This window comes from Terasakiella sediminum (assembly GCF_033100395.1).
Classification (GTDB): domain Bacteria; phylum Pseudomonadota; class Alphaproteobacteria; order Rhodospirillales; family Terasakiellaceae; genus Terasakiella.
On the sequence record NZ_JAWLVJ010000010.1, the window covers coordinates 41,180 to 53,747 of the forward strand.

Annotated in this window: 9 protein-coding genes; 4 read left to right on the forward strand and 5 right to left on the reverse strand. The window is 49.0% G+C overall.

Translation table 11 applies throughout. The annotated features are described in order from the left end of the window. Positions 1–79: 79 nt before the first annotated feature. Together RYZ26_RS09485 and RYZ26_RS09490 are read right to left on the reverse strand one after the other, a co-directional pair. Positions 80–2,035: a PhoX family protein gene (locus RYZ26_RS09485; RefSeq protein WP_317682958.1), complete on the reverse strand. Its 1,956-nt coding sequence runs from the start codon at positions 2,033–2,035 to the stop codon at positions 80–82. A gap of 101 nt (positions 2,036–2,136) precedes the next feature. Then, on the reverse strand, positions 2,137–3,042 hold the full coding sequence (locus RYZ26_RS09490) for a DUF1848 domain-containing protein (RefSeq protein ID WP_317682959.1): 906 nt from the start codon (positions 3,040–3,042) through the stop codon (positions 2,137–2,139). A 111-nt stretch (positions 3,043–3,153) separates the two neighbouring features. Between RYZ26_RS09490 and RYZ26_RS09495 the strand changes: the two genes are divergently transcribed. Then, positions 3,154–5,202 carry a sensor domain-containing diguanylate cyclase gene (locus tag RYZ26_RS09495; protein WP_317682960.1) on the forward strand — a complete coding sequence of 683 codons (2,049 nt, stop codon included), beginning with the start codon at positions 3,154–3,156 and terminating at the stop codon, positions 5,200–5,202. Between the two features lie 44 nt (positions 5,203–5,246). Here the strand turns inward: RYZ26_RS09495 and RYZ26_RS09500 are convergent, their stop codons facing one another. The 3 genes from RYZ26_RS09500 to RYZ26_RS09510 all read right to left on the reverse strand — a co-directional run bounded on the left by RYZ26_RS09500 (position 5,247) and on the right by RYZ26_RS09510 (position 8,046). Further along, positions 5,247–6,149: a hypothetical protein gene (locus RYZ26_RS09500; RefSeq protein ID WP_317682961.1), complete on the reverse strand. Its 903-nt coding sequence runs from the start codon at positions 6,147–6,149 to the stop codon at positions 5,247–5,249. 130 nt (positions 6,150–6,279) lie between these two features. Continuing rightward, positions 6,280–7,536, reverse strand: a complete 1,257-nt coding sequence (locus RYZ26_RS09505; RefSeq protein WP_317682962.1) for a cytochrome-c peroxidase — start codon at positions 7,534–7,536, stop codon at positions 6,280–6,282. Positions 7,537–7,593: 57 nt separating this feature from the next. Further along, a complete protein-coding gene (locus RYZ26_RS09510) occupies positions 7,594–8,046 on the reverse strand; it encodes a group I truncated hemoglobin (RefSeq protein ID WP_317682963.1) in 453 nt (150 codons plus the stop codon). Between the two features lie 126 nt (positions 8,047–8,172). Here RYZ26_RS09510 and RYZ26_RS09515 point away from each other — a divergent pair, with 126 nt between their 5' ends. From RYZ26_RS09515 to dnaJ, 3 genes are all read left to right on the forward strand, one after another. Beyond that, complete coding sequence (locus tag RYZ26_RS09515; RefSeq protein WP_317682964.1) at positions 8,173–9,063, forward strand: LysR family transcriptional regulator; 891 nt, start codon at positions 8,173–8,175, stop codon at positions 9,061–9,063. A 194-nt stretch (positions 9,064–9,257) separates the two neighbouring features. Further along, positions 9,258–11,189, forward strand: coding sequence for a molecular chaperone DnaK (gene dnaK, locus RYZ26_RS09520; RefSeq protein ID WP_317682965.1), 1,932 nt, complete (start codon positions 9,258–9,260; stop codon positions 11,187–11,189). Positions 11,190–11,273: 84 nt separating this feature from the next. Continuing rightward, positions 11,274–12,416 carry a molecular chaperone DnaJ gene (gene dnaJ / locus RYZ26_RS09525; protein ID WP_317682966.1) on the forward strand — a complete coding sequence of 381 codons (1,143 nt, stop codon included), beginning with the start codon at positions 11,274–11,276 and terminating at the stop codon, positions 12,414–12,416. Positions 12,417–12,568: the final 152 nt, after the last annotated feature.

The window sequence follows — 12,568 nt, forward strand, 5'->3', positions numbered from 1 at the left end:
TTTTCGATTCTTAACAAAAAAGACCCTAATTTCACAAGGAAATCAGGGCCTTTCTCATAAAAGGATCAACCGATTATGTTTATCCGATTGGACCACCGCGACGTTTGGTGATGGCAACCACACTTGGACGTGGCGGCATCTTGTCATCAAAGTCAGGCCAGCGTGTTGAAGGTTTCGCAAATGTCGACCCTTTCGTATCGGCTGGGTGCTGAATGGCAACAAACAAAGTGCTGTCATCTGGTGTAAAGCAAGGGCCACACAGTTCCGCACCCAGGGGGGCGGAGAAGAAGTGACGGGTCTGGGCACGGGCCGGACCATCAGCATCTGCGACCCACAGGCCATCGGCAATGCCGCTTTTTGGTGCGCCGTCTGTCGCAATCCAGACACGACCTTTGTTATCAAAGGCAACGTTATCCGGACAAGACAGCCAGCCGTCCTTGGACACACCGTCACCATACATGGCCGCATCTTCTTTCTTGGCATGGTTACCCGCCATCAGGAAGATATTCCATTTAAAGACGTCAGCAGCATGATCCGCATCAGAACCACGACCACCCGGAGGTGTCATTTCAATGATATGGCCATGCTTGTTGGCAGCGCGCGGGTTTGCTGCATCTTCCTGACCGCTTTTGCGTTTCGTGTTGTTGGTCAGCATCATGAAGACAGAACCGGTGACCATGTTTGGTTCCACATCTTCCGGACGATCCATTGGTGTTGCCCCCAACAGGTCAGCTGCTTTACGGGTTTCAATCAACACGTCAGCCTGTGAATTAAAGCCATTTTCAGCCGTCAATGGGCCTGTACCATGGACCAATGGCAGCCAAAACAAGTTACCGTCTGCGCGGAACTGGGCCACATACAGTGTGCCGTCATCCAGGATGTCTTTGTTGGCCATCTGGTTGGCGTAGTTATATTTGTTTTTGGAAACAAACTTATAGAGATATTCAAAACGCTGATCATCGCCCGTGTAAACCACAACATGACGGTCTTTATTGATCAATGCATTTGCGCCTTCATGTTTGAAACGGCCCAAAGCTGTGCGTTTCTTTGGCTTTGCATGTGGCTCGTAGGGGTCGATTTCAACCATCCAGCCAAAGCGGTTTGGCTCATTAGCTTCTTTTTCAACGTCGAAGCGGTCGTGGAAACGAGACCAGCCGTAACGTGATTTGCCCTTCATGCCATAGCGCTTATAGTTTTCACCTTCTGCTGTTTTCGCAGGATCACCACCGAAATAACCATGGAAGTTTTCTTCTGCAATCAACACAGTGCCCCAAGGGGTAACGCCACCAGCGCAGTTGTTGATGGTCCCGATCACGGTTTTACCCATGGGGTCAGCCGATGTTTTGACACGGTCATGACCAGCCACCGGGCCTGTCAGTTCCATTTCTGTATTCAGTGCATTAATACGCTGCGCATATTCAGAATCTTCGATGACAGACCACTGTCCATTCATCTTTTTGATCTCAACAACCGTATGGCCATGGGCAGCCATTTCGATATCGATCTGTTCTTTGGTTTGCTTGTCCAGGTCTTTCTTGCCCACCCCGTTAAACATCAGGTGACGGTTGGTATATTCGTGGTTTATGCACAGAAGACCATGGTCAGAATTTTCCGACCCGTGTGGTAGTGGCAGATAACCCACAAAGTCACAGTTATAGCCAAACTGCTTAAGCTGAGCTTCTGTTGTCTGGTTCATCGGATCGAATGTTGGAGCATCTTTCTTAACCGCATCGCCCCAGCGCAGCAGGACCTGGCTGTCATATCCATCAGCCACATGGTGCATTTCGTCATAGCCCAGGGGCAGTTCCTTAAAGGTCATGGACGCTTTCGGGGTCGCCATGGCAAGGGCTGCTTGTGACGTCATGGTTGAACCCGCAGCAACAGCAGCACCAAATGTCATGCCTTTCAGAAAAGAACGACGCCCCATACGGGCAGCCATTACATCGCCGATTGTCTTTTCTTCAGATGGATTTACGCTGAAATCATCATCTTCATGTTCATCCATTGGATCGTGAAACTGTGGGTTATCAACCATTTTTGTCTTTTCCTGAGTTAGTTTAATGTGAAACGATCAGGAATATTTAAGGATAAAAAAGTAATTCAGGTGACAAACATATGACATTTTTTTGAATCCATCTAAAATAGATTTCCCTGGCTTTCAGTTCGCGCTTTAACCCCTTCTGTCTCAAACAAAAAAGCGCTGTCAGGGTCATGGTTTTGATAGCGTGATTTCGCAAGATCTCGATGTTCCACCGCATAACAGTAAAGGCAGCCATGGGGGCAGGTGTTATATTCTCCAATATCTTTGGATGACGCGCAGCCACATTCCTTGCGATGGGGTTTTTTAGGCACCACCAGACTGTGACCTGCAATTTCTTCCAGACGGGTGACATCGATGCAGGCACTGGGTTTGATCGAACCACATAACAGGTCAGGCTGAGCACACAGGGTCAGTTGAATGCCATGTTGGGCCGCCAGCGCATGTAATTTCAACAATATTTCCTGCTTTTCCGCTGGACCTGGATCCAATGTCCTGACTTCTTTTGCCTGCAAGTTTCGCTGGGTTTTTCGGTAAAACTGGACAAAGGACACCATCACCTCATCCACCACCCCGTCCAGATCGGCCACGATTTCGCCAAAGGTATTCAGGTGCCAGTCAATTGGTGTATCAGCACTGATGACAATGGGATCATAGCGCCAGACGGCTGACTTTTTGCCAAAGCGCTTGCTAATCTCTCTCAGCTGGGCCACCGCTTTTTCTTTCGAAATGGTGGATTGATCCAGGATGCGCGGGTAGTCCAGAACGCTGAGATGGCAGACAAAGGGTTTTTCCAGATTTTCCAGAACATCTGCATCCAGAAACGGTTGATAATTGCGGCTCCAGAAGACAAAGGCCTGGACGTCTTCTTTCTTTAGGGAAATATCATAAACCTGCTGGTTATAAGGGTTCACCATCTTACAAAACCCTGCCGCAAGCCTGTTTACAAACCAGGGCGTGTAAAAAGCAGGAATATCTGTTTTATAAGAGGCAGAAATAATCATATAATTACAATAATGTGACTGAGAAAAACTTGCATTTAAAGGGCAAGAGGTAGATGATCTCGCCCAAAATATAAATATATGTTTCGCATATCGAATTAGGAATAGCAAAGCGTGTCGCTTTCGACAGAATTTGACTCAATAGCCGGGGTCTTTGCAGCTGCCGTAGAAAATGCAGATGCCCTGATCACCGTAACGGACGAACATGGCGTGATTGAATATGTCAATCCGGCCTTTTCTGATGTGTTGGGTCATGATCTAGAAGCGGCAAAAGGCAAAGACATTGATTTCCTCTATGCGGAAAATGGCGTCGATGACAAACTGAACGAGATTTGGGCCGCAATCAAAGAAGGTACACGTTGGCGCGGGGAACTAAAAACCAAAACGCTGTCCGGTGACCCTGTCTGGTGTCGCACGACTGTTTCCCCAGTCATCAACGAAATGGGCAGCCTCACTCACTGTGTCTGGGTCCAGCTGGATATCACCGAACAAAAATTACTGGAGCGCAAACAGCAACATAGCGACAAGCGCCTGCACAGTATTCTGGATAATATCCCGGCGTATGTTTTTTCCAAAAACCGTGACGGGCTTTATACTTACGCCAACAAAATGCTGGCCATGCTGCATGCCCGCCCGGTGGAAGACATTATTGGCAAATCAGACTATGACCTGTTTGAAAAGCAGGCTGCCAAAGTCTTTACCCGTAATGATGACCAGGTCTTCAGTACAGGGCGCACCATCCGCGCCCTGGAAAATGCCGGCATTGACGAATATGGTATTGAGCGCAGTTACTTATCGGTCAAATGCCCGATTATGGACGAAGATGACCAGGTGGAAGAACTGCTGGGCATGTCGGTCGATATTTCCGAACAGCAACGCCTGGAACGCGCCCTTCGCGAAAGTGAAGAAAAGCTCAATTCCATCCTCGATAACATGAAGGCCCGGGTTTATATCAAGGATGCCGACCTGAAATACACCTATGCCAACGAAGAGCTTTGTAACCTTCTGGGCATAGATCGGGTCAATATCATCGGCAAGGATGACTACGATCTGTTTGAACTGGAAACCGCCATTGGTTTCCGCGCAACTGACCAGAAAGTCTTCGAAACCAAACGTAAAGTCGATGGACTGGAAATGTCCATTGAACCTGACACCAAAGAGAAACGTTTTTATTGGTCGGTCAAAGTTCCGCTGATGACATCAGAAGGCGAAGTTCATTCCCTGTTGGGGATTTCAACCGATGTGACCGAACAAAAACGCCTGGAAGAAGAACTGCGCCGCAAGGAAAGCCAGCTCACCACCATCCTGGATAACCTGAAGGCCCACGTTTACATCAAGGATGTGAATTACCATTACACCTATGTCAATGCAGACATGTGTGAATATCTGGGCATGGACAAAGACGACATCATTGGTAAATCCGATACGGAAATCTTTGGTGAAAAAATCGCAGAACGGTTCCACAAGTCCGACAATCAGGTCTTTAACTACAAGGAAAACAGCTCCAGCATTGAGAAATCCCGCCACTTCCGCACCAAGAAAAAACGCTATTTCTGGTCAGTCAAGGTGCCGCTCATCAATGACCTTGGAAATTCCTATGCTTTGCTTGGGATTTCAACGGATGTTACGGAACAAAAACGACTGGAAAAAGAACTGCGCGAGCTGGCCTCCACCGACGTTTTGACCGGGGTTAACAACCGTCGTCATTTCATTGATCTATGCGAACGCGAGATAAAACGCGCCAAACGCTATGAAAACCCGTTGTCTCTGATCATGCTGGATATTGATCATTTTAAAAATATCAATGATACCCATGGACATGCAGTAGGCGATGAAGCCATCCGGGTGATGACCAAGCTTTGTATCGACAGTTTACGTGACACCGATGTCATCGGGCGCATCGGCGGGGAAGAATTTGCGATTATCCTGCCCATGACCGACATTACCGGCGCCTGGCAGATCGCCCAGCGCATCCGACAGGCGGCTGAAAATCACAGTTTCAAGATTGATGATGAAACACTATGTGAATTTACCTCCAGCTTTGGGGTGACCGAACTCAAAGACGGTGACACCAACCCGGATGATCTGTTAAAACGCGCCGATATCGCCCTTTATGCCGCCAAATCACAAGGGCGCAACCGGGTTTGTGAAAGCGAAAGTTAGACCGTAAGCTCATAAAATCAATTTTATAAGTTTACGACCTCGACCTAATAAAGCAATTCTTCCAGATAACGTCGGGCATGGTTAAATTCCCGCCAAACATGTGTGGGGGTTAATTCTCCGGTTTCCTGCGGAAGTTCCAGATCTCCAAATCCGCCAATCTGATGTCTGATTTCAATCAGGTCCGCCAATAAAACGCCGCTGACCTTATTCACAATACGCGGGGTGACAATCTCGCGGGAAATGGCCGGCACGCTGACGCCGCCTTCAATCTGAATGCCATTGCCATCCGTATAACGTTTCAGCAAAACCGCCAGGCGATTGACCTCACGATAGACATGGATGGGCATTTTCGGGGTCACCAGATCAATCGGGGACGGTTGGGTGGCCGGACAAACCTCTCCGATACACAGGCTTTTGATAATTTTACGGATGGTTTTGGCGCGACGGAAAACCGTTTTGGGCTGAATCGAAGGTGTCCCGATGGACAACAGAAAATTTTCAATCCGATCCAGCACCGCATAGTGATCCCGTGGCAATTTGCGATCCTCATAGGAATCATTGTGAACAACATCAATCTCATTGGCAGTCAGAACCATTTCAAGCTTGTTGTCGATCAGACGCAAAACCGCTTCCAGATCATCCTGATTGTACATTTTATACTGCAGCAGACTGACATCTTCTGCGTTAATCCCATGCATTTTCAAAAACAAGGACAATTCATGGTCAATATCAAAGGCACGCTGATAGGTATGACGAGTTAACATTTTGTGGGAACAGTCCTCACAATAAACTTCCACCCGTGCACCATTTTCGCGCATTTCGCGCATGACAGTAACGATATGATGGGTGAGTTCGTTGGTCAGGGCAGATATGGCATTATAGTCTGCTCTGGCACCTGATGTGCAGAACATCAGCGAGAAAATGAAAATGAGCCCTATTCGTTTCAAGTCCCCCTCCAAACGAAATTCGATCACTTTCAACAATAAAAGACCTAGCCCTACCTAAAGTAAAGGGTGCAGAAGTATATGCGTATTTGCCCTTAGGCAGATTTTCTTAATACAAAACAACAAGATAATCTCAGCGCCAGGGGTTTTCCACCATAGGCAGTGTACCACTTAAACTTTTCAGAAAAGCAACCAATGCGGATATTTCCTCTGTGTTAAGACTACGGCCTTTCTTAACGGTCACCCGTCCGTCCAGATCATACAAAATGGTCAAATCATCACGTGCCTGGTCACTAATGGTTAAACCCAATTGCGCACTCGCCATCACTTTCACCGCGTCTTCCAGGCTGGTGACCGACCCATTATGGAAATAGGGTGCGGTTTCAGCGATATTGCGAAGGGACGGCACCCGCCAGACCCCTTGGTCACGCAGGCCTTTATCCGCATCCAGATCATATTTGGAAATATAATCAGACCCTTTAAAAACCGGGAAACTTCGAAACGGGCTTTTCTTTTCAATCCCAGCCACCGAAAAATAAGGGTCCATATGGCAATTTCGACAGCCAATTTCATCAAACAAAACCATGCCTTTCAACTGCTGTGGCGTCATCGCCGTTTCATCCCCACGCACAAAACGGTCATAGGGCGAGTCCTGTACGACCAATGTCTTTTCAAATGCCGCAATGGCACTTAGTAAGCCATCAATTGTGATCGGCAGTCCAAGGGACTTTTCATATAAAGACGCATAAATCGGGTCTTTGGAAACAGCTTCGACCACCGCTTCTTCAGACGGCATCGCCATTTCAATCGGGTTTAAGAACGGACCAATGGCCTGATCTTCCAGAGACCGCGCCCGTCCATCCCAGAACAATCGATTGAGAAAGGCTGCATTCAGCACAGTCGGGGCATTGCGCGTCCCTTTTTTTCCGTTGATTCCACTGGAAACGGCTGCATTATCATCCCCACCCAGACCGATGATATGACACGATGCGCAAGATACTGTTTTGGTTGAAGATAATCTCTGATCAAAAAACAGCCGTTTGCCAAGATTAACCAACTTTAGATCAGGCTGATCACCCTCCATTGGTAAGGCTTTCCAGTGTTTACTGCGCACCGGATAGATCAGGCCGCGCCCCTGCCCTTCTGTGGATTTTTCATACACACCGATGGAACTGGCATCCACCGCACGCGCCAACACCGGGTTGCTTTGAAGCAGCAAAATCGCAACCGCTTTCACTGTCAACCCCATGACGCCAAAGCTTAAAAAGCCTGCCAGAATATAACGGCTGGCTTTGGACAGGCCATTGGTTATAGACAACTCCCCCGACACCAAAACGATTACGCCGACGCCCAGAACAATCCCTGTGATCAGTAAAACAGATAATTCCATCTTCCCTTCCCCTAAAAAAAACGGGACGACCCCTGCGAATGTGGCCGTCCCCGTCGTTTATTTCACATTGACAATGTCTTTACGGGTGCTTTCGATGAAACTGACCACATCGTTCTTTTCACGTGGCGGCAGAGCAAATTTCACCAGCGTTGCCTCCAAATGACCCATAAAGATTTTCCAGTCCTCATCGGAAATTTTCATACCGCGATGCGACTGTTTGTTTTCACGCCCGAGATAAAAGAGCGGCCCGCCTGCTTTTGACGCAATAAAGCTTTTGACCAACTGCTTTTCACGCATCACCCCATCGTCCCCACGATTGGCCCAGAACCGACCCAGTTGCTTGTCTGAAATCAACCGTTCCATCAGGTCATCAATGACGGCAGAGACCGCATCATATCCGCCTAAACGATTGTAAAGGCTGTCTGAATTGGCAAGGCTCGGACTTTGGGTGAAGATCAGGGCGGCTGCGACGAACGACAGCATAACGACCATTTTCTTAAGTTTTAACATCCACATCTCCTGTTTTTGAAAACAAGCACTTTTCGCTTGCAAAACGACTGTAGAAGGGACACCATTAAAAAAGAAATTTTCTTTAAAAATATAATTTATAGTTTTTATCTATTAATTGAGACAGCCATGAACCTCAACCAGTTGCGCTATCTATTGTCCTTAGCTCAAACCTGTTCATTCAAGACGGCAGCCAAAGATTGCTGTGTCACCCAGCCGACCCTGTCCAACGGGATTGCCCAGCTGGAAGAAGAACTGGGCGGCAAGATGTTTCGCCGCACCACCCGCCATGTGGAACTGACACCCTTTGGCCAGTTCATGCTGCCGTTGGCCCAGTCGGTGATTGAGGCGAAAGAAGAACTGGAACAATCAGCCACTGCCTATTTCAACCCCCAAAACAAAATCCTGCGTATCGGCCTATCACCGGTGATTTCCCATCCCCATTTTTCCAACTGCCTGCGCGATTTAAAAGAGGGTGGAAAATGGATGGATGTATTTTTAAAACAATGCTTTATGAACGATATGGAAAAGCGCCTGTTTGACGAAACCATCGATATTGTTATTCAGCCGGAACAAAATCAAAGAACTTACGGCAATACTGAATTTCTCTATCAGGAACCACTTTTTTACCTGCCGCCCCAGACCGACATCGCCCCCACACCGATTTCCGATCCGATTTCTATAGAAAAACTGGATAATCAGCCGCTGATCCTGACCAATGGCTGCGGTCTTTCAGATGTCATCTTTGATCTGTTTGACACCCATAACATCACGCTTAACCCTTATCCCGGCCAAGCGCTTAATTATCAGGTGGTAAATGACTGGGCAGGCCTGGGGCTGGCAGGTGGTATTCTGCCCAAATCCCATCTGCTAACCAGCGAATCGCTACGGCCGCTGATTAGCCCTGCTGGTCCGCTTTTCATCCGTTATCAGGCGGTGTGGAATGCGAGCAATGTAAATGCCCCTTTAGTTAAAGAGAGCATTGATTTTATTAAAGATTCTCTCACCGACATTCTATAATCACAGAAATAACCCCACTTTTTTATACATAATTTCTTAATATCTTTATTGAATCATGCCCCCAACGCTTGCAACACAGCGCCGATGGGCTTATATAACGCCCAGTTTTTAACCCTCATGGGAATTTCTAATCTCCCTGTGCCTCATTGATGGAGGGCAGGCCAGGAAATTCGCCGCAACATTAAGAGTGTAAAATGAGCAAAGTAATCGGTATCGACCTTGGTACAACCAACTCCTGTGTATCTATCATGGACGGCGGCGACAGCCGCGTTATTGAAAACGCAGAAGGCACACGTACAACCCCTTCTATGGTTGCCTTTACAGACGGTGGTGAGCGCCTTTCCGGCCAGCCTGCCAAACGTCAGGCAGTTACAAACCCTGAAAACACCCTGTTCGCAATCAAGCGTCTGATCGGCCGCCGTTTCGACGATCCGCTGACTGCAAAAGACCAGGACCTTGTCCCTTATAAAATCGTTAAAGCTGACAATGGCGATGCGTGGGTAGAAGCCAATGGCGAGAAATACAGCCCGTCTCAAATCTCTGCCTTCATCCTGCAAAAGATGAAAGAAACAGCAGAAAGCTTTGCGGGTGAAGAAATTGCACAAGCTGTGATCACCGTTCCAGCTTACTTCAACGACAGCCAGCGCCAGGCAACAAAAGATGCGGGTAAGATCGCTGGTCTGGACGTTCTGCGTATCATCAACGAGCCAACAGCCGCTGCTCTGGCTTACGGCATGGACAAAAAAGAATCCGGCACAATCGTTGTTTATGACCTTGGTGGTGGTACATTCGACGTATCCATCCTGGAAATCGGCGATGGCGTTTTCGAAGTGAAATCCACAAACGGTGATACGTTCCTGGGTGGTGAAGACTTCGACATGGCGATCATTGATTACCTGGCAGAAGAATTCCAGAAAGAACAAGGCATCGACCTGCGCAACGACCGTATGGCTCTGCAACGTCTGAAAGAAGCTGGCGAGAAAGCCAAGATCGAGCTGAGCTCGAGCACTGCAACAGAAGTAAACCTGCCGTTTATCACAGCTGACCAGTCCGGCCCAAAACACCTCAACGTGAAAATGAGCCGTGCGAAACTGGAAAGCCTGGTTTCTGACCTGATTGAACGTACCGTTAAGCCTTGTAAGGACGCACTGAAAGATGCGGGCCTGAAAGCTTCTGAAATCGACGACGTTATCCTGGTGGGCGGCATGACCCGTATGCCGAAAGTTGTTGAAAAAGTTAAAGAAATCTTCGGTCGTGAGCCTAACAAAGGCGTTAACCCTGATGAAGTTGTGGCCATGGGTGCTGCGATCCAGGGCGGTGTTCTGAAAGGCGACGTAAAAGACGTTCTGCTGCTCGACGTAACACCACTGTCTCTGGGTATCGAAACACTGGGTGGCGTATTCACACGCCTGATCGACCGTAACACAACAATCCCGACACGTAAGTCACAGGTCTTCTCAACTGCCGAAGACAACCAGTCTGCTGTAACCATCCGCGTCTTCCAGGGCGAGCGCGAAATGGCTGCTGACAACAAGATGCTCGGTCAGTTTGATCTGGTTGGCGTCCCACCAGCACCACGCGGCGTTCCACAGATCGAAGTTACTTTCGATATTGATGCCAACGGTCTGGTAAATGTGTCTGCGAAAGACAAGGCAACGGGCAAAGAACAGCAAATCTCCATTAAAGCTTCCGGCGGTCTGGACGATTCTGAAATCGATCAGATGGTTAAAGACGCGGAAAGCCACGCTGAAGAAGATGCCAAGCGTAAGGAAGCTGCTGAAGCACGCAACCAGGCAGAAAGCCTCATCCACACAACTGAGAAAAACATCACCGAACATGGTGACTCTCTGAGTGCGGAAGACAAAGGCGAGATCGAAACTGCGATCAACGACCTGAAATCTGCTTTGGAAGGTGACGACATCGATCCGGAAGACGTGAAAGCGAAAACCGAAACATTGATGAATGCGTCCATGAAACTGGGTGAAGCCATGTACAAAGCCCAGCAGGAAGCCGAAGGCGGCGCTGAAGGCCCGGCGGCGGGTGCAGCAGCGGACGAAGCCCCTGCGGATGACGGCGTTGTGGATGCAGACTTCGAAGAAGTCGATCCGGACAAAAAAGACAAGTAATTCCTGATGTGAAGCTGTGCCCCGGACCCAATCCGGGGCCTCTTTTCTATCAGAAAGACATTTGTCGAATAAGAGGATCATCCAATGGCTAAAGAAGATTATTACGAAACACTAGGCGTTGATCGCGAGGTTGACGAGAAAGCGCTGAAAAGTGCGTTTCGTAAGCTTGCCATGCAGTATCACCCGGACCGCAATCCGGATAATGCCGAAGCAGAAAGCAAGTTTAAAGAAATCAACGAAGCTTACGAAGTCCTGAAGGATGCGGAAAAACGCGCAGCCTACGACCGTTACGGCCATGCTGCCTTTGAACAGGGCGGCCCAGGTGGCGGTGGCGCAGGCTTTGGCGGCGGCGGTTTCTCAGGTTTCGGCGATATTTTCGAAGAAATGTTTGGCGACATGATGGGCGGCGGAGGCCGGGGTCAAGCTTCCGGTCGCGGTGCCGATCTGCGCTACAACATGGAAATCAGCCTTGAAGATGCCTTTAACGGTAAAAAAGCCAAGATCGAGGTTCCCACCTCGGTCAACTGTGGCTCCTGTGACGGCACGGGTTCAGCAGATGGCAAACCACCGACCATGTGCCCCAGCTGTCATGGCCGCGGCAAGGTGCGTGCACAGCAAGGTTTCTTTACGATTGAACGCACCTGTCCCACCTGTCACGGTGCAGGCTCGGTTATTTCTGATCCGTGCGGTACCTGTGGTGGTACAGGTCGGGAACGTAAATCCAAGACTTTGTCTGTCACCGTTCCAGCGGGTGTTGAAGACGGTACACGCATTCGCCTGACGGGTGAAGGCGAAGCAGGCTTACGTGGTGCACCAAGCGGAGATCTCTATATCTTCCTGTCCGTTGCCCCTCACCGTATCTTCCAGCGTGAAGGTGCCAACATCTTCTGCGCCGTTCCCATCCCCATGACCACAGCGGCCCTTGGCGGTGAGATCGAGGTCCCGACGGTGAATGGCGGACGTGCACGTATCAAAATCCCTGAAGGCACCCAAAGTGGCAACCAGTTCCGCCTGCGTGGCAAGGGCATGAGCGTTATGCGTTCTGATGCGCGCGGCGACATGTTTGTGGAAGTTTCCGTTGAAACCCCGGTTAAACTGACGGCTGAGCAAAAAGACATCCTCAAACAATTCGAAGCAGCCGGCGGCGGCAATGTTGAAAAACACAGCCCCGAAAGTCAGGGCTTCTTCAGCAAAGTCAAAGACTTCTTCGAAGATTTGACCGATTAAGCTGGTTTGAGAGCTTGAATAAAAACACCGCTTTCCTGATGGGAGGCGGTGTTTTTTATTGCTTCTCTCATCAAAGAAACACGTCATGGCGCACGAGTTGCCCCATAAGGGGCAAAAGCCGGACTCTGGCCCCCACCCTGATCCCGCAACTC